At 64.3% G+C, this 16,893-nt stretch carries 16 protein-coding genes and 1 pseudogene; 6 read left to right on the forward strand and 11 right to left on the reverse strand.

Annotated features, from left to right (window positions below; genetic code table 11):
• Positions 1-678 precede the first annotated feature (678 nt).
• From E3O18_RS15065 to E3O18_RS15085, 5 genes are all read right to left on the reverse strand, one after another.
• The gene (locus tag E3O18_RS15065; RefSeq protein ID WP_166784585.1) at positions 679-2,016 is read right to left on the reverse strand and encodes a wax ester/triacylglycerol synthase domain-containing protein; all 1,338 of its coding nucleotides are present in this window, start codon (positions 2,014-2,016) and stop codon (positions 679-681) included.
• A gap of 273 nt (positions 2,017-2,289) precedes the next feature.
• Positions 2,290-3,456: a DUF6544 family protein gene (locus E3O18_RS15070; protein WP_134395622.1), complete on the reverse strand. Its 1,167-nt coding sequence runs from the start codon at positions 3,454-3,456 to the stop codon at positions 2,290-2,292.
• Between the two features lie 124 nt (positions 3,457-3,580).
• The gene (locus E3O18_RS15075) at positions 3,581-6,031 is read right to left on the reverse strand and encodes an FtsX-like permease family protein (protein WP_347232355.1); all 2,451 of its coding nucleotides are present in this window, start codon (positions 6,029-6,031) and stop codon (positions 3,581-3,583) included.
• Between the two features lie 113 nt (positions 6,032-6,144).
• On the reverse strand, positions 6,145-6,990 hold the full coding sequence (locus E3O18_RS15080; protein WP_134395620.1) for an ABC transporter ATP-binding protein: 846 nt from the start codon (positions 6,988-6,990) through the stop codon (positions 6,145-6,147).
• A 148-nt stretch (positions 6,991-7,138) separates the two neighbouring features.
• On the reverse strand, positions 7,139-7,762 hold the full coding sequence (locus tag E3O18_RS15085) for a TetR/AcrR family transcriptional regulator (RefSeq protein ID WP_134418447.1): 624 nt from the start codon (positions 7,760-7,762) through the stop codon (positions 7,139-7,141).
• A 222-nt stretch (positions 7,763-7,984) separates the two neighbouring features.
• On the opposite strand from E3O18_RS15085, the pseudogene E3O18_RS16360 reads away from it, so the two are divergent.
• Positions 7,985-8,332 (forward strand): annotated as a pseudogene (locus tag E3O18_RS16360) (transposase); the annotation flags it as partial.
• Between the two features lie 298 nt (positions 8,333-8,630).
• Here E3O18_RS16360 and E3O18_RS15100 read toward each other — a convergent pair.
• Entirely contained in the window at positions 8,631-9,284 is a 654-nt protein-coding gene (locus tag E3O18_RS15100; protein WP_134395618.1) for a TetR/AcrR family transcriptional regulator C-terminal domain-containing protein, read from the reverse strand.
• A 251-nt stretch (positions 9,285-9,535) separates the two neighbouring features.
• Between E3O18_RS15100 and E3O18_RS15105 the strand changes: the two genes are divergently transcribed.
• The gene (locus tag E3O18_RS15105) at positions 9,536-10,564 is read left to right on the forward strand and encodes an alpha/beta hydrolase (RefSeq protein WP_198410930.1); all 1,029 of its coding nucleotides are present in this window, start codon (positions 9,536-9,538) and stop codon (positions 10,562-10,564) included.
• A 157-nt stretch (positions 10,565-10,721) separates the two neighbouring features.
• On the opposite strand, the gene E3O18_RS15110 is transcribed toward E3O18_RS15105, so the two are convergent.
• The 3 genes from E3O18_RS15110 to E3O18_RS15120 form a co-directional block, all read right to left on the reverse strand.
• Positions 10,722-10,901, reverse strand: coding sequence for a hypothetical protein (locus E3O18_RS15110; RefSeq protein ID WP_134395617.1), 180 nt, complete (start codon positions 10,899-10,901; stop codon positions 10,722-10,724).
• Positions 10,902-11,169: 268 nt separating this feature from the next.
• Complete coding sequence (locus tag E3O18_RS15115) at positions 11,170-11,403, reverse strand: hypothetical protein (protein WP_134395616.1); 234 nt, start codon at positions 11,401-11,403, stop codon at positions 11,170-11,172.
• Positions 11,403-11,837: a type IV secretory system conjugative DNA transfer family protein gene (locus E3O18_RS15120; RefSeq protein WP_134395615.1), complete on the reverse strand. Its 435-nt coding sequence runs from the start codon at positions 11,835-11,837 to the stop codon at positions 11,403-11,405. The genes E3O18_RS15115 and E3O18_RS15120 overlap by 1 nt, the downstream gene beginning before the upstream one ends.
• Before the next feature lie 744 nt (positions 11,838-12,581).
• Here E3O18_RS15120 and E3O18_RS15125 point away from each other — a divergent pair.
• Positions 12,582-13,049: an SRPBCC family protein gene (locus E3O18_RS15125; RefSeq protein WP_174722049.1), complete on the forward strand. Its 468-nt coding sequence runs from the start codon at positions 12,582-12,584 to the stop codon at positions 13,047-13,049.
• 138 nt (positions 13,050-13,187) lie between these two features.
• Here E3O18_RS15125 and E3O18_RS15130 read toward each other — a convergent pair whose 3' ends face one another.
• On the reverse strand, positions 13,188-14,363 hold the full coding sequence (locus E3O18_RS15130; RefSeq protein WP_134395610.1) for an ATP-binding protein: 1,176 nt from the start codon (positions 14,361-14,363) through the stop codon (positions 13,188-13,190).
• 553 nt (positions 14,364-14,916) lie between these two features.
• Between E3O18_RS15130 and E3O18_RS15135 the strand changes: the two genes are divergently transcribed.
• Complete coding sequence (locus tag E3O18_RS15135; protein ID WP_134395609.1) at positions 14,917-15,204, forward strand: DUF1905 domain-containing protein; 288 nt, start codon at positions 14,917-14,919, stop codon at positions 15,202-15,204.
• 163 nt (positions 15,205-15,367) lie between these two features.
• Here the strand turns inward: E3O18_RS15135 and E3O18_RS15140 are convergent, their stop codons facing one another.
• Positions 15,368-15,685, reverse strand: coding sequence for a hypothetical protein (locus E3O18_RS15140; protein ID WP_134395608.1), 318 nt, complete (start codon positions 15,683-15,685; stop codon positions 15,368-15,370).
• Positions 15,686-15,914: 229 nt separating this feature from the next.
• Between E3O18_RS15140 and E3O18_RS15145 the strand changes: the two genes are divergently transcribed.
• Together E3O18_RS15145 and E3O18_RS15150 are read left to right on the forward strand one after the other, a co-directional pair.
• Positions 15,915-16,247: a helix-turn-helix transcriptional regulator gene (locus E3O18_RS15145; RefSeq protein ID WP_134418448.1), complete on the forward strand. Its 333-nt coding sequence runs from the start codon at positions 15,915-15,917 to the stop codon at positions 16,245-16,247.
• Positions 16,240-16,893, forward strand: a 654-nt coding sequence (locus E3O18_RS15150) for a HipA N-terminal domain-containing protein (protein WP_166784948.1), incomplete at its 3' end; no start/stop codon positions are given. The genes E3O18_RS15145 and E3O18_RS15150, both read left to right, overlap by 8 nt.

Below are 16,893 nucleotides of genomic sequence, written 5' to 3' on the forward strand. Positions count from 1 at the left end.
ATTGACCTCATGGCTGGCGCGTTCGTTGCCGGATGAGCCCAGAAAGCTAGACGGGCCCAGTGTTCAAATACCCGACGCCGATAGCGGGGGTTTCGCGAACTGACTCATCTGATCACGCTGGCTCTGAAGAGCCGGAGCGAGCACGGTATCCGCGATTTCCGAGACCAGGCGTGGAACTAATCGGATAAGCCGTTCGAGGGGCATTGTTGCGCGGAGGCTAACCGCGCGCAACAGAGACTCGGTCGATGGAGCTCTCCCTCGCTCCATATCCGCTGAGGGTTCTGCGAGGATTGAATTCCAGTAGATACTGACCGGACTCGCCCGGCCGACCATTGGCGTCGTGCAGATCGTCGGGAACAACGTTATTGGTGGATGGCACGGCCCGCGCCCGCAGTAGTTTCTGCCCGACGTGCCCGACGTGCCCGACTTCTAGGGCTAGATGCCGGCCAAGGAATTTATTGCGGGGACTCGGGCGACTCGTCGCGATCGACCGGTGCATCCTGGGCGGTCTCGTCGGAACGTTACCCGGCAGCGGCCCCGACGCGACTTTCCCAAATTGCCTCAGTAGAACCTTCGTGCAGGGCCTTGGCCAGTGGCAGGAGAGTTCGGCGTAGGAGCGCTCGCCCGGCAGGGTGCAGTAACCGCCTCTCTTTGCTGAGATCGACGAGGGCCATAGGCTCAGCTGGCGAGCTCTGCTAGCTGCTCGGCGAGCAGACCCTGCAGCGTGGCCAAGTCGGGGCAAGCATCGGGGTCGGCGATGAGAGTGATCGTGAGATCGCCTGCGTATGAGAGCACGGTGAATGAGACGGTCACGTTTCCCGTTGCGGCGCTCAGTGGGACAATCGCGGTGACCGGGCAGCCAAAGATTGAGAGTCGCTGTCCTGGCCCGCGCAAATTGCTTACAAAGGTGTGGATTAGACGCTGCCGGTCGACGAACCATTGGAATAGTCCCAGCTGCGCGAGCACCCGGAAGAACGGGCCGAGCAGGGCGGTCGTCGCACCGGGCGACGACCGTTTGGCCTCCCGGGTCCCCTCTGCTACGAATCGCAATCGACTTTCCGCGGCGCCGACGCCGGGTACCCGGATCGGGATCACCCCGCTGCGATTGCCGAGGTCTCCGTGCGTCGCGGCGCGCCGCTCGGAGAACGGCACCGAGATGATGAACCGGTCGACAGCCTCGCCGCGCAACGCGAGGAGCCGGTGCAGCGCGCCACCGATCGCGGTGAGCACGACGTCGTTGACCGTGGCTTTCTGGGCGTGACCGGCGTTGCGGATCCCGTCCAGCGCCACCGTGACCGTAGCGAGGCTTCGTCGCGGGCCGGTCGGCCGGTTGAGCGACGTTGACCTCAGGCGCGTCCACCGCACCGACCGCAATTCCCGGGCCGCATCGCGGAGGCGGCGCAGCAGAGCGGGGAGAGCTCGCAGCGAACCTAGCCGGCGGGTCCAGGCGTCGATGGCGAGCTGGCGAATGGATGCTTGCGGCCGCGGGAAATCGGATTCACGCGTCTTCGGGCCCACGGCCCTGGGCTTCCCGGTAGCGTCCGACTGGTCTACGAGCCCGCCCAGCACGACCAGGCCGGCCACTCCGTCGGCGAGCACGTGGTGAAAGACGACGATCAACGCGGCTTGGTGCCGCGCTACTCCGGTGACAAGAGTGGCTGCCCAGAGCGCACGGGTGCGCGGCAGCGGAGTGACGAGCAGCACTGCGGCTAGATCGAGTACCGCCTGCTCGCCCCCGGGGGCCGGGCAGGGGACGACGCTCACGTGCTGGGTCACGTCGAAATCGGCATCGTCCGCCCAGATCGGACGTCCGCAGCCGAACGGCGCGGGCACGAGCCTCTGCCGTAGGCGCGGTACGCCCGGTAGACGCCGGGCGAGAAGGGCGACAGCCCGCTCGACATCGAGCCCAGTCCCCGTACCGAGCACGTCAGCCGTGTCGACGATCAGCACGGCACCTACCTGCAGTGGCGAGGCTCCACGCTCGGTTGCCAGCGACATCAGATCGTCGGTACTCACCCGGTCGATCGAAAACGACACCCCCATATCTCCAAACTATACCCACGGCAATCGGGCACGTCGCGCCTGTGATTGAGCCTGGCAAAAACACGGACAATCTCGACCACCGGCGGTGTGGCGAACCCCGACATGAGCCCGTTCTCTCGGTGCGTGGCCTTGGTGACGGATGTCTCAATACTGATGCCACCGGATATGCGGCCTGAGGATTCCCGGAGGCTCCAGCTACCCACGGGGGCGAGCTAACACGGTGCGCAACGAGATCCGTTTGGTGTACTAGACCGACCTTCGAACTCGGGCTGGCGCGCCGGCCGCTGTGGCGTCGGGGTTGTAGGTGATGGTGTCGAGGTTGTATTCGAAGTAGACGAACTGGTCTCGGGGGGCAGTGGGATGCCAACGGCCCTCGCCGCGGGTGGCGAGTCGCCGGGTGCCGAAAGCTCGGTAGTCGCTCACGGGTGTCGACCAGGGTTGAGGGGTGAAGGTGGAGCCGTCCGGGGCGGTGCTCATCCGGTCGTCGGAGATGAAGTCGATGAGGTCGCCGTCGCAGAAGGTCAGGTCGGCGGTCACGGTCTGCGCACCGTTGGTGAAAACCCCGCGGACATGGCTGTCGTCGAGGGGCTGCCAGACGATAGGGGCGTCAATGAGCGCCGCGGGGGCGAGGATGCAGAAATCGTTGAACAGTGTCACGGTTTCGGCCCGATCCATCTCCGGCCCTGCAGCATTTGCCATCGGCAGCATCGAGCACAGCTTGACGCGCATGGTGGCGGTGCGCCCGACGAGGACGTGGAGGACGTCGACCGGCAGGCCGAACATCGTGGCGTCCATCCAGAACAACCGGCTGGGCGCGGGCCCGTAGGTGTTGACCTGCTCGCCGGTGTAGGTCATCCATCGCGACGTGGCGCTGGCACGTATCCGGCCGTGAATATTGGCGCGCAGGGAAGACACCCGGGGTTGACCGACTGCCCCGGAGCGACGGACGTGCTCGGCGACCAGCCCTGGCAGGTGGGCCAGGTCGGCTTCGGTCACGGCTACGCCGGAGCGCGGTTGGGCTTCGCTGAGCGCGGCCTGCACGCGACGCTGGTACTCGGCGCGGTAACTCGTTGGGCCGTGGGACACGAAGGTGTATCCCAGGGCGGCCAACAGCAGGAGGTTTGCCAGCGTGCCTGTTTTAGCGTCGCTCCATGAGGTGAGGATTGCGGTCTGCGAGATCAGGACGCCGATAGTGCCGGCGACCCACCACCTGCGATTGCGGGCCGCGAGCAGCACCCCGGTCGCTATGACCACGACGGCGGCGGTCAGCCAGACCAGGCCGAGCGCCGGTTCAATCGGCTGGGTGAGAGCCTCCACCTCCGCCCAGTCGAACCCTTTGGCTGCGCCGAGCAGGTGGATGAGACCGTGCCCGACGATCACGACAACGACGAACCACCGCATGAAGGTTCTCATCGGGTCGCGTCCCGAATTTGGCGGGGGAAAGAGTTTTTGACGCGGTCCGTGCGGGTGGCTGACATGATACGTGCCTTCGTTTTCGTGGGGTTGGGGTGGGTTGGGTTGGGCTGGTGGTGGTGACTCAGTCGGATGCGACGGCGTCGAGCACGGGCAGTTGGGCGGCACGGGATGCTGGCCACAATGCGGCCAACACGCCGACGACGACAGCTAAGACGAGCATGCCGGCGAGCTGCGCCCAGGGGATGGCCAGTGTGGTCAGACCGACCCCGTTGAACACGGTCGGCATCACTGATGCAATGGCAACGCCAAGAACAACGCCGACGACGGTGCCGAACAGGGCCGTCAAGACGCTCTCGATGGTGATGATCCCGGCCAGTTGGAGCCGGCCGAGGCCGACGGCGCGCATGAGGCCGATCTCGCGGGTGCGCTCGATTACCGACAGGGCCAATGTGTTGACGATGCCCAGGATGGCGATGATGATCGAGAGCCCGAGGAGCGCATAGAGGATCACCAGGATCTGGTTGACCTGGCCCGCAAGTCCGTCCGCAAAGTCACCCTTGTCGGATACTGAGAGCACCACATATGGTCCGACCGCCTTGACCAGGTCGGCGCGCAGGTTCGCCGCAGTCACCCCAGGAGCAGCGTGGATGAGCAGGAAATCGATTCTTACCTGGCCTGAGGGAACGACTTGGGAGAGAAGCTTGTCCGACATGACGATGGAATCGCCGATCAGACGGGAGTCGATGATTGCACCCACCCGCGCCGACGCCGACACGGCACCGGCCCGGGAGGCGAACGTCACCGTGTCGCCGACAGTCCAGCCGCGTTCCTTCGCGGTCCTCGCCTGCACCGCGATCGCGCCGTCGGCAAGGGTGTCGAGGGAACCCTCCACGACATCGAGGTCGATGGTGCGCCCGAATGCCTTCGGTGGGAGTCCGACGACGAACGAGGCATCTTGCTTGGCTGCGCTCTCCCCCGGGCCGACGACGACGGTGGGGCCGTAGGCGAGCACGTCCATCGCGCCGACAGTGTCGAGCGCACGGACATCAGCCACCGCGCCGACGGGCACTCCGGTAGTTGACTGAATGGAGAAGTCCGACGTCCAGCCGTCGTCGACGATGGCGCGGGTGGAGACCGTGGCCGAAGCAGCCAGGACCGAGGCGGCGCCGACCAGTGCCATGCCGATCATCAGCGCACTGGCAGTATTCGCGGTGCGTCTCGGGTTGCGGACGACATTTCCGCGGGCCAACCTACCCAGCGGCCGGACTGCGGCGACGAACACCGCGGAGAGCACCCCCAGGCAATGGCGAACGAGGAACGGGGCCAGAAGCAGCGTGCCGAGGGCGAGCAGCCCCGCACCGACGCCGACCAGAGCTGACCCGTTGCTGTCGGGCGCGAGTAGCGCCACGACGAGCCCTGCAGCACCTAAGGTGGCGAGAACACCGCCGATAATAGTGCGGACACGCAGAGACCTCTCGGTCGCCGTCGCCTCGCGCATGGCCTCGACCGGCGCGGTGAGGGCGGCGCGGCGGGCCGGCAGGGCGGCCGCCACGACGGCTACGACGGTGCCGATAAGCAACGAGACGATCACGGTCGGAGCATCGAGAGGGATGGATCCGGACAGGTCCATGCCGACCTGGTCAAAGCCGATCCGAAGCAGCGAGACCAGGCCAAGGCCCCCCGCGATTCCCAGCGCGGACCCGAGCAAACCGACAACGGCGGCCTGGATGAGGATGGACGCGAACACCTGGGTCGGCGACGCGCCAACGGCGCGCAACAGAGCGAACTCGCGGGTGCGCTGGCGCACCAACATGGAGAAGGTATTGGAGATGATGAAGGCCCCAACAAATAGCGAGATGCCCGCGAATACCAACATGAACGCCTGCACGAACCCGAGCTGAGCTTCAATGTCCGTGCGCGCTTCGGCTCGCATTGCGTCACCGGTGAGAGCCTCGGCAACGGCTGTTTTGTCGCGCGAAAGCACTGGGGTCAGTTTTGCGACCAGGTTCGCTTGGGTCACATCCGAATCTGCATATACGGCGATCGAGGAGACCATGCCGTCTGGGGCGTAGACCGCCGTGGCGGTTGCAACGTCAAGGTACACGATCGTGGCCCCGGCCAGTGCGGTGCCCATCGACATTTTCCCGGTGACCCGCACAGCGCGAATTTCGCCGGCCACAACGATTTTCGTTTGGTCTCCCACCGACAAACCGGAAGACGCCAGGGTCGCGGACTCGAGTGCGATCTCGGCCGGTCCGCTGGGGGCGCGTCCGGAGGCAACCGTGACGGTGATGTCGTCGGGATACAACGCCACCCCGAAGCTAGGCGATCGGGTGCTCTGGACCGCAGTGCCGTCTTTGCCGACGAGCACGATCGGGCCGGAAATCTCGGCGAACGCTTGGTCGACACCGCGTACTGTGGCAATCCGACCGGCAAGAGCGGCAGGCACGGTGTTGCGGGCTTCACCGGTTGTGCCGGTCATACTGCGCCCGAGCGCAGGTTCGGCTCCGCGAATGTAGGCGTCTCCGAGCAGGGTCGAGTCCACGATTCCGGAGAATGTGGAAGACATCATTGTGCGCAGGGAGAAAGTGCCTGCCACGAATGCGACTCCGAGCGCGACAGCCAGGACCGAGAGGATGAATCGCACGAGATGCGCGCGTATTCCGCGCAACGCCACGCGGCGCATCAGATACGCACCGGGAGAAGCATTGCAGAGGTGTCGTTGTCGGTTTTGCCTTTGTCCGCAGTGGGGGCAGCGTCGAGACTAGCGAGCGCTTCGAGCACGGATGCTTGTGTAGGGTTTACTAATTCGCCGACGAGCCGGCCATCGGCCAAGAAGAGGACACGGTGGGCATAGGTGGCCGTGCGGGGGTCGTGGGTGACCATGACGACACTTTGGCCGAGATCGTCGACGGAGCGGCGCAGAAAGCCCAGCAACTCGGTGGACGCCTTCGAATCGAGGTTGCCGGTGGGCTCATCGGCGAAGATCACCGCAGGTTTGGCGACGAGCGCTCGGGCGCACGCGACTCGCTGTTGTTGACCTCCCGACAGCTCGCTGGGGCGATGGTGTAGACGTGACTCCAGCCCCACCGCGGCCACGATCGTGTCAAAGTGCGCACGATCGACCGGCCTACGGGCGATGTCCAGCGGCAATGTGATGTTCTCCGCCGCAGTGAGCGTAGGAACCAGGTTGAAGGCTTGGAAGATGAACCCCAGCCGGGTGCGGCGAAGCTTCGTTAGTTGGCGCTGGTTCATCCGGCCGACGTCTTCGCCGTCGATCGTCACGGTCCCAGAGGTGATTGTGTCCAGCCCGGCCATGCAGTGCAGGAGGGTGGACTTGCCCGACCCGGATGGACCCATGATCGCTGTCAGCTCACCACGAGTGAAATCAACATCGATAGCCGCCAAAGCTGGCACCGTTGTGTCGCCCCGCCCATAGGTCTTCACCAGGCCCCTCGCCGAAGCAATGGCCGACGCGGGGATGGCTGTCGCGGAGCGAATCTGGAGGGGTTTCGTGGTCGGGTTGGTCATGTGTTGTCCTGTCGGAAAGTGCAATGGGTTGAAGAGTGATCGTGCGGTGAGCTCGTTCGACTTGCCCGGGCGTTGTGGAGCGCAGGCGCGTTGGAACCACACGCTCACCTGAAGGCGCAAAGCAACGGGAGGTGCCGACGTACGGGTGTTAGCTGGGAGCGGTTGTGTAAGGGGCGAGAACAAGCTTGACGGCAGCGCGTGCGTAGCCGGCCGCGATGGGCTCTCCCGTGATCAGAAGGCTGAAATACAGGGGGCCGACAAGCGCGTTGAGCACGAAGTCGACATCCGTATCGAGGGCGAGCTCGCCGGAGGCCATTCCGCGCTCGACGGCCGCGCGCCAGTGTCGCAGGTTTGGCTTGATGATCAGATCGCGGTAGCTGGCGGCGAGCACCGGATCGGCGGCCATCTCGGCCACCAGGCCAGGCAGCACGCGGCCGAGAGGCGTCCGGGTCAGGACATCGATCAACTCGTCGGTCAGGGTCATTAGGTCACCGGCGGCGCTGCCGGAGTCGTTGTCCTTGCCGGGGCGGATTTGGGTCACCATCGCCTCGACGACGAGCTGGGACTTTTGCGACCACCGCCGGTAGATGGCCGGCTTGCTCACCCCCGCCCGCCGGGCGACCTCCGCCACCGAAACGCGGACGTAGCCGACCTCGGAGAGCAACTCAATCGTCGCCCGAAGGATGGCCTGATCCATGTCCGGGTCACGGGGGCGCCCGATATCGCTGCCACGGCCACCGGGGCGGCGCGGCGCCATTTGCGACTCGGACATCAGAACCAACTTCCTATTGCGTATCTATCGGTAACGTAACAGAGCTGGTCAAGATACGCAACTACGCGTTACGGAACTACGCGTGATGATTGACTCAGGGGAGCGGCCTCTGAAGAACGATCTGGCTACTTGGGCTCGATCCCGTGGAGTTCGGGGATTCCAGAATGCAGAATGTATTGCCCTCCGGATCGGCGAGCACAACCCATGACTGCTCCCCTTGCGCGATATCCGCTCCATGCCTTCTTCACCACCAGCACCCTCGACACCGTCACAGCAGACAAAACCCACCGCGCCCACGCGGTGATCGAGCTCGTCAATTCCGTCCAAAAAAGCAGCGTTCTGGCTCACCTTCCCACGGGCGTGTTCACCGCCAACGCCGCCTGTCTGGTCCTCGCCGTCATGGCCTTTAGCCTCACCCGCGCCGTCGCGACCATGGCGGGGAACGGTCTCGCCCGAGCGACCACGGCGACGATCCGCCGGAAACTCGTCAGCGTCCCCGCGCGCATTTCACCCTCCGCGCGACGCATCACCCTGCACCTGCCCGAGCACGGGCCCTGGGAGAAACCCTGGACAGCCCTATTGGACCAGAACTTCAGACCGAGACAACCCGCCCCACCTGACCCACCAGCCGACATTCGCATCAACAGGAGCACCAGCGGAACATCCGGGCCGCGAGACCCGGACCGGTGGATCGAGGCTTAGCGCGGACCCCGTAGGCCAGCGCGAGGCTCAGGCACACCTTGCGGCACCCGTCGCACGCGATCAGGAATGCATGCCCCCGGTCTGCCGTCGCCGCGAGGGCCTAGGCAGGCTGAAGGCCCCAGCCACCCGGCCAGACCGTGCGGTACCGGTCGGCCACCGGACGGATCTACGGCACCCGTGGGCCGTGGCCCGACGGCGACTTCGCCTCGAGAGCGGCGATCATGGCGTCGATAGCAAAGTTGAGCACGTCGGCCAGCCCGTCCGAGAGTGCTCCCGCTGCGGCGGCCTGAGCAAGTAGGGGGAACCCCTCGGGTGGGAGCCCGGCGAGAGGGTTGCCCGCGGTCGCCTCTGCCTGCTCGACTGAGGCACTCGACGCCTGCGCGATTCCGGCGGCCAGCAGGCCGATCGCGTCGATGGTGGCGACCGCGTCGCCCAGCTGCGCCCCGGCATCAGTCATGATCCGCAGCGCCTTCTCGACCACGCGGAGCGAACCGGCCCCGCGCAGCGAGCGCTCGGCGATCAGAGGCGCTGCGTTCGGGTGGGCCATCAGCGTGGCCAGGTAAGAGACCGCGAGCGCGCGCAGCTGGTCCTGCCAGGGGAGCGAGGCGTCGACGGCGTCGGTGTCGATCTCGGACATGACGGCCTCGACGACCTCGTCGAGCAGGGTTCCCTTGTTGGGGATGTGTCGGTACGCGGCCATCGGGTCGACGCGAAGCTCTGATCCCAGCCTCCGCATGGACAGAGCGTGCAGCCCGTCGTCGTCGACGATGCGCAAGGCCGCCGACGTGAGCATCTCGCGCGTCAGTCCCTGTGCCGCCATGGATCCTCCTCGCAGAACGCCGCGGACCCGTGGTCGGATCGACCGTCGAGTCTACTGCGTAGACTACTATTGTCTACAGCGTAGACATCAGTAGCCAGCTCCAGCTGGGCGGGCTGCGGGAAGGGAGCGAAATGATGGTTGATGTCGACGGCAGCGGTTGGGCCGCTTGGAGGTTCGCGCGAAGGGTTCGGCGTGTCATGGTGACCGCGGTTTCAGGCTTGATGTTTTCAGTGCTCGTTCTTGTAGGGATCTTGCTGTGGTGGAGCCCTGGACGACCCAGGCCATTCCTGGATGCCGACGGGAGCGTGCTGCCGGGGAGCATCTCGGAGAAGTTCCACGTCAACATCGACGGTGTCGAGCAGGGCATGTTCATCAAGGGCGAGGACTCGAGCAACCCTGTGCTGCTTTACCTCCATGGGGGCATGCCCGACTACTTCCTCACCCAGGACTACCCCACGGGTTTGGACGAGTACTTCACCGTGGTCTGGTGGGAGCAGCGCGGTTCAGGTCTCTCCTACAGCTCCGTGGTCTCACCGGAGAGCGTCAACCAGGAACAGCTCGTGGCGGACACGTTGTCGGTGACGAACTACCTCCGCGAGCGTTTCGGACACCAGAAGATCTACCTCATGGGCCATTCGGGCGGAACTTTCATCGGAATCCAGGCCGCCGCGCAAGCCCCCGAGCTCTACCACGCGTACATTGGCGTGGCCCAGATGTCGGACCAGCTCGAGTCCGAAAAGCTCGCGTCCGCCTACATGCTCCAACAGTTCAAGGATGACGGCGACGCGAAGATGGTGCGGATGCTCGAAGAAGCACCCATCAGCGACTCGGTCCCGCTGCCGGAGTCCTACCTCTCGGTTCGCGACTCGGCCATGCACCGCCTCGGCATCGGCACCACCCACAAGATGAGGTCAATTGTTTCTGGTCTGCTGCTGCCGTCTTTCCAGAACCGGGAGTACACGCTCGGCGAGAAGATCAACACGTGGCGGGGCAAGATCTTCTCCGGTGACCAGTTGTGGAACACCCTGCTCTCGACGGATCTGACCAAGAAAGTCACCCGGCTTGAGATCCCCGTGTATTTCCTTCATGGCGTTTACGACTACACGGTCTCCTACCCCTTGGCCAAGTCGTACTTCGAGCAACTTGATGCACCGTTGAAGGGCTTCTACACGTTCACCAGATCCGCGCACAGCCCCTTGTTCGAGGAACCGAGGAAGATGCGCGAGATCTTGCAGTCCGATATCCTGACGGGCTCAACCGGATTGGCTGACCCGACGTAGCGACCTTGGCCGGCTCGCGCCGGACGCCCCTCGAACTCGAGCGGCCGGGTCGATCCGCCCGGTCGGCGACCGATTGGCGCAGCAGTGGACCGGGTGCGCGGTGGGAGGAGCCCACGCGAATCGATTGATCGACGGGGGCGATCATCGCCAGCCGCTGTCAGGCGGCTCGCTTGACCAAGACCGGCACGTAGTTGCGTACTCGGCCGTCGAGCTTGGCGTGTTCGTCGCGCACGGCCGATTGCACCACCGTTGCCGGGACGTCGGGAAACCGGGAAAACCGGGCGGACAACCGCACGGTTACTTGGACGACGGCCTGGCTTTCATCGAACTTGGACATGGGCGTCGTCGTCCTCGCCCCGACCGCGCGGTGCAGCCCGTTAGATGGTGCCGCCGGACGCACGTTGCTGTCGGAACGGGACTTCCGGGACTGGGCCGCGATCGACGGCTAAGCCGAGACGATTGCCCGCGTCGGGTCCACCACGCCCTGAGTTCCGCCCTCTCGCAAAATAGCTCCTCAACGTGAGCGCACGTGGGACCACGCTGCGCGATCCGAAAACGGCTGGCACTTCGGGGGTGAAGGGGTCAGCGGAGCAGAAATGGCGGGGTTACTCCAGGGCGAGGACTCCGTCTTGGTGCCCATAGGCGCGCCAAGCGGCGCCTTTTTCTGTCGCGCGTGCAGGTGCGGTCACCAGGCCCGATGCCCGCGCCACGATGAGCAACGCGCGCGGTATTTCACCGTGAGCGCACAGCGCCCCCGGTGCCGTCGGGTTCGCCAGGATCCGGTCGAGCAACTCGTCGACCGCACCATCCTTGGCGGGCAGCGCATGTTCACCCACCATCAGGCCCCGTACGGCCGCCAACGGCTCGACGGTCTGTCGGCAGCGCTTCGGATGTCGTCGAGCGGGTTGAACACAAAGTCAGGCTGTAGGTCCTGGCGGTAGATGCGGTTGGGGTCGAAGATGAACGCCTGGCCGTGGCCGGCGCGGCCGGCGAGGGTTTCGCGGACACCGTCGACCTTGTTGGAGGTCATGATCGCGGCGCCAGGAGCTTCGAGCATGTGCCGAATGACGAGCGCGGAGGTCTTGCCGCGGCCGGTGCCAAACACGTACACGCCCAAGTCCCGCCACCCCTGATACACCCACCGGTTCCCCCGCCCGACGAGGCGGCCGACCCGCTCCCCCTCCGGCAGATTCACCGCGGCCGGGTGCAGTTGCGCCGCTTCCTTCGCCCGCAGCTTTTCGCGCAGCACGGCGGACTGTCGGGGCGTGGCCATGTGCCGGAGCGCCACGTTGTTGGGGATAGGGCGAAGGTAGTCCAGGCGTGGTTCCAGGGCATGAACGCGGAGTTGGGCTATCAGCGATGCGCAAACACGTGGCCGAAAGGCCAGAAATCCGTGCCGTCGTTCACGACGGGATCCGGTACCTCGTCGCCATGTATTCCGCGGGCAATGACACCATCGTCCGGGAGCACATGGCCGCGAGCTTGAGCGCACGATTCCCTGAACCCGTCATATTCGGTGCAATCGATTCCTGGCTCGCTTCATTCTCCGCACAGCTCAATGAATCGGCCGTGCCCTAGACACGGACTCCCCGAACGTCGCAGGCGTGGTTTCACCGTCGCATTTGACGACTGCTGAGTATTCGCGCTTCTGGGGGGTCAGCGTTATTGACGTACGGGGCCACTGGGCGAGTTGGCGAGTAGCGCGTTGTGAGGCCATGGTGCCTCGGTGAGTATTTACGCCCTTGGGCAACTACCCAATCGTGCGGTTGAGCACCAACGATCGTGTGAGAGAGCGCCTGCGACCGCCACAAAGCGAGTGAAAAGCTCCTCAGAGACACATTTCAGGTGCTCGAGATCCTATGTTCGGTTCATTCGGCTGACGTTGCCAGGGCGTGGTTTATGGGTATGAACCCGGAACCAGGTGATGCGGCGCCGGCCGAAGCGCTTTCGAAGGGACGTTCTCGAGAGGTCATGGCCGCGGCGCGGTCCTACGTAGCCGCGGCCTAGGCTGGGCAGCATGACGGTCGAACAGGTTGAGCAAGGACCGCGCCGAATCGCGCGCACTGTCGAGGTGTCGGCTTCGTCCGACGACGTTTTCGCGTTGGTGGCTGATCCGCACCGTCACGGTGAGCTGGACGGCTCGGGCACCGTCCGCGACACGGTGTCGGGTCCGCGGCGGCTCAGCCAGGGCGCACAATTCTCGGTAGCGATGCAGCAGTTCGGCGTCCGGTATCGCATCACCAGCACGGTGACGCGCTTCGATGACGGTCGGCTTGTGGAATGGCGTCACCCAGCAGGCCACCGGTGGCGCTGGGAACTCACGCCGCTCACGCCCACGTCTACGCGCGTCACTGAGACATTCGACTACAGCACCGTCCCAGCCGCGCAGGGCAAGGTCTTCGAATTGCTCGGCGTCCCTCGGAAGAACGCCGCCGGCATCGAAGCCACCCTGCGCCAACTTGCGCTGCGCTACGCCCGCGCTTGACGTGACGGTGCTCACGTCCTGGCCGGACGCCGAGGCCCCCGCCTGCACGGCGTACGCCTCGCCAGGTGCTGCCAACGGTCCGATCGCGAGGCATGAGCAGGTGCCGACGTCGGCGCGGATGACACGGGGCTACTCCCCTTATCTGCCGATGAAGTCAGCCATGCCGGGCACGGTGAACGCGACGAAACCGCGTTCTGGCGTGTAGATGTGACCGCCCCGGATCAAGTCTCGACGATTGACGGAGAGGTCCGTAGTGCGCTTCCTCCGCAACCGGGTCACGAGGTCGGCCATTGAAGAGGGGGCATCGTCGTCGACGGCCATTGCGGACATGAAGGCCCGCTGAGTCGGTGTAGCCCGCTCCCACCTCGATTGATACAGGCCTTGTTCCACTTCACTTCGCGCTGACTCGATCCCGATTTGGGCATCCTGCAGAGAAATGGTATCCGTGGCCCTGACGGCCCAGACATGACTGCCACAGGCTTGAATGAAGTACGGGTATCCCCCCGAAGCTGTCACCGCTGCATCCAGGGCGTCAGGCTCCCAGTCGACTCCATTGGCACGTGCCGGGGCAGTCAGGGCATCAGATGTCGCGGCGGTGTCGAGCAAACCGATCTGACGATAGTCGTAAAGGCGCTCCGCGTAGCTAGTCGCATCAGCAAGCACGGCAGGTAGGGACGGCAACCCCGCGCCGACGAAAACGACCGGGACGGGGAAGACGTCTTGACCGAGGTTATGCAGGGCGACGTTGAGAGCCGCGAGATCCTCGGATGAGGCTTCTTGAAGTTCATCGACGGCCAGCACGATAACTGAGTTGGCCTCACGCGCAGCAAGCCCGATGGTCTCCAATAACTCCTGGAGATCGACGGCGAGATCGCCGCTGTCGGCTACGCCGCGCTCCGGTTCAACGTCGACAGTGAAGGAGTAGGTCCCGGACGGGTCGACACGCACTTGGAATGAACGAAGCACGCGGGCGGCCTTGGACCAGAGCGCTTTGGCACGGTCAGAGCTTGAGAGGACTCGTCGAAGTGCGAGGTGGAGCTCTTTGGCCAGTGCGACGGCCAGGGGCTTGCTGCTCGAGGCCTCGACTTTGATGAAGATCAACTTCAGCTCGCCCGCGTCGCGTCCGAGCTGATTGAGCAACACGGTCTTCCCTACTCCGCGGAGCCCGGAGAGGATCCAAGGCCGCTCCCCCTCCCCCGTTTCTCGCGCCTGATACAGCCGTGTGCGGAATTCACCGAGCAGGTCGGAGCGGCCTGCCAGAACCGGTGGCACCCGCCCTGCGCCTGGCTTGAAAGGATTCGTAGTTAGCTCCATAAATAGAACAATATAGCCTCGAGTAAACAGATCACTTACTCGATCGTAGAAGTCCTTATAAAGGGGCGGTGATATCGCTTGGCTTCACGAATGCGCGGCCTGCCAGCGGCTGCCTACCTCTTATTGCGTGGCCGAACTGTGGAGTACGCACGAAAAAGCCCCGGCATGTATCGCCTGGCGCAGACGAGCATGAGTGCCGGGGCTAATCGTTGGAGTGGGGGACTCCGATTCGTAGCGGTACTCGCGTATCGCCTATGGATGATTTCGCCGCGCCTAGTGACGGTAAGTTCCTGGCTCGGTGGCGGGTCTCGCACCGGTCAGCTTGGGTGGACCCACTGTTGTTGTGCTGGGTCCCAGGCCCCGTCCTGATCGCCGAGCTTCCGAAGATTATGGAACTCTTGGCCGGGATCGGGATCGGGCTCGAGCCGGCGCGTCCTGAGCGGCCCGGGGTCTACGGCCTAGTCAGCGAACGAGGGTTCTCGTGACCGACTGGCTCGCGAAGCTTAAGATCATTGGTGCCATAGTCGGCATGTTCGTCTGAAAGGCCACCATCATGACCAAGGAATCAGCAGCACTCGACATCACCTTCTCTGCAGTACTTGGCAAGGTCCGGAACGGGGACACCTGGACTTGCGTGCAGATGCCGAACTCGGCGCTCGTCTTTAATACCCGTGGGCTAGTGAAGGTCGAAGGGACCGTTGACGGTGAGCCCTTCAGGGGAGCATTCATGGCTCTTGGCGACGGAACGCACAAGCTCCCCATCGCCGCTGCGGTCCGAAAGCGCATTCGCAAGTCCGACGGCGACGAAGTCACCATCCATCTCGATCGTCGCCTCCCATAGGCTCAACGCCGATATTCGTGATGGTTATAAACAATCGAGACCAAATTGCATCGACGAGCGGACGAATCTAGCCCTCAGCGAGCCGGGCGGCGGCGTCTCTGATTTCTGGGTGCTTTCAGCGCACGGGCGAAGTACTCAATCTCGCTGATCGTTTCGCGGCCCATCAGGCGACCTCACCGTCGAGGTCGAACCGGACCCCGAACGCCGTGTCATAGTCGAGGAGGTTTCGTTCCAGGCTCTCCTCGACCGGGTCCACACGGGTGTGAAACGCGGTTCGGAGAGTCGCGGCAGCAGCAACGTGAGCCCGATCGGTGATCGTTTGCCCAGTGGACCATGCCCGGTCATGGGACGCGAACAACCTGTCCTCGAGGGTGACCGTGACCTGAGCCAGGCCCGCCCGAACCTCGACCATCCGTCCTATCCCGGCCGGATCAACGGAGTAATCGTTGCCGTGGACGCGAACGTAATAATCGCGCGGCAACCGGAGCCTATGGGTCTTGTGGGTTTGGGCCGCACCGACATCCCTGCCAATTGCGGGAGAGCCGCTCCGCTCTTAGAGGTGCAGGAGTCTGCGGGCCACACGCTTAACGCGCGGCATACTCGTCCGGTGTGCTGTAATCCGTCCCGAAAGAAGAAATGCTTTTATGCGAAGTATCAAATACTTTATAAGCGTTAGTGTATAAAATAATAGGCGTTAGGGAGAAAATCTAATGGTCGACAAGCGTACAACACCCATCCCGGTCCGGCGTGCTCTCCGTGAACTTGGCACGGACGTTCAGACGTGGCGGAAACTTCTCGGGTTGACTGCTGCGCAGGTCGCCGACCGCGCGGGCATGAGCCGGGCAACCCTCCACAAGCTGGAATCGGGGCAGGGAGGCGTCAGCCTCGAGACGGCGCTGCGTGTCTTCCGGGCACTGGGAATCATGGACACGGTGGTTGAGAGCGCCGACCCTTATCGCAGCGACATCGGCCGGCTTCGCTCCGAGGAAGTTCTCCCGCAGCGTGTGCGTCAGAGCCTGCCGAAGAAACAGTCCGATGTCTGACTCGGAAGTATGGGTGCAAATAGATGGTGTCAACATCCGCGCCGGCACGGTCTACGCGCATCGTCGACGCAACTCCGAGAGCGCCACTTTCACCTACGACATCGATTATCTGGCCAGACCAGACGCGTACTCGCTCGATCCGGGACTACCCCTCTCATCCGGGTCCTTCAACACTGCGGACGGGCGTCACCTTTTCGGGGCGTTCACCGACTGCGCTCCCGACCGCTGGGGACGCAAACTCATCGAACGATCCGAACGTCACCGTGCTACCCAAGGCGGTGTCGCTGAACGCAGTTTCGGCGAACTGGACTACACGCTCGGTGTTCGCGACGACCTACGTCAAGGCGCCTTCCGGTTCCGTTGTCCTGGGACCACTGATTGGTTGGGGCCGGCGGCTGCAAGCGTGCCGCACCTGGTCGGACTGTCGAGACTTCTCAACGCCGTCGAATCTGTTGAGAGCGACCACCCCGATGACGAATCGCTGCAGCTGCTCCTGCGCGCGGGAAGCTCTATCGGTGGCGCCCGGCCCAAAGCTGCCGTTGTCAACGGCCGAGGTGAACTGCTCATTGCGAAGTTCCCCCGTGTTGCCTCCGACGAATGGGACGTCATGGCCTGGGAGCAACTCGCCCTGACGCTGGCCAGCCGG

The sequence above is a fragment of the Cryobacterium sp. TMT2-42-4 genome, from assembly GCF_004402645.1.
Lineage (GTDB): Bacteria > Actinomycetota > Actinomycetes > Actinomycetales > Microbacteriaceae > Cryobacterium > Cryobacterium sandaracinum.

Coding starts and splice junctions, on each gene's coding strand:
- E3O18_RS15070 (WP_134395622.1), bottom strand. CDS start 3,456: ATGAGAACCTTCATGCGGTGGTTCGTCGTTGTCGTGATCGTCGGGCAC.
- E3O18_RS15075 (WP_347232355.1), bottom strand. CDS start 6,031: ATGATGTCTTCCACATTCTCCGGAATCGTGGACTCGACCCTGCTCGGA.
- E3O18_RS15080 (WP_134395620.1), bottom strand. CDS start 6,990: ATGACCAACCCGACCACGAAACCCCTCCAGATTCGCTCCGCGACAGCC.
- E3O18_RS15085 (WP_134418447.1), bottom strand. CDS start 7,762: ATGTCCGAGTCGCAAATGGCGCCGCGCCGCCCCGGTGGCCGTGGCAGC.
- E3O18_RS15100 (WP_134395618.1), bottom strand. CDS start 9,284: ATGGCGGCACAGGGACTGACGCGCGAGATGCTCACGTCGGCGGCCTTG.
- E3O18_RS15110 (WP_134395617.1), bottom strand. CDS start 10,901: ATGTCCAAGTTCGATGAAAGCCAGGCCGTCGTCCAAGTAACCGTGCGG.
- E3O18_RS15115 (WP_134395616.1), bottom strand. CDS start 11,403: ATGGTGGGTGAACATGCGCTGCCCGCCAAGGATGGTGCGGTCGACGAG.
- E3O18_RS15120 (WP_134395615.1), bottom strand. CDS start 11,837: ATGGCCACGCCCCGACAGTCCGCCGTGCTGCGCGAAAAGCTGCGGGCG.
- E3O18_RS15125 (WP_174722049.1), top strand. CDS start 12,582: ATGACGGTCGAACAGGTTGAGCAAGGACCGCGCCGAATCGCGCGCACT.
- E3O18_RS15130 (WP_134395610.1), bottom strand. CDS start 14,363: ATGGAGCTAACTACGAATCCTTTCAAGCCAGGCGCAGGGCGGGTGCCA.
- E3O18_RS15135 (WP_134395609.1), top strand. CDS start 14,917: ATGACCAAGGAATCAGCAGCACTCGACATCACCTTCTCTGCAGTACTT.
- E3O18_RS15145 (WP_134418448.1), top strand. CDS start 15,915: ATGGTCGACAAGCGTACAACACCCATCCCGGTCCGGCGTGCTCTCCGT.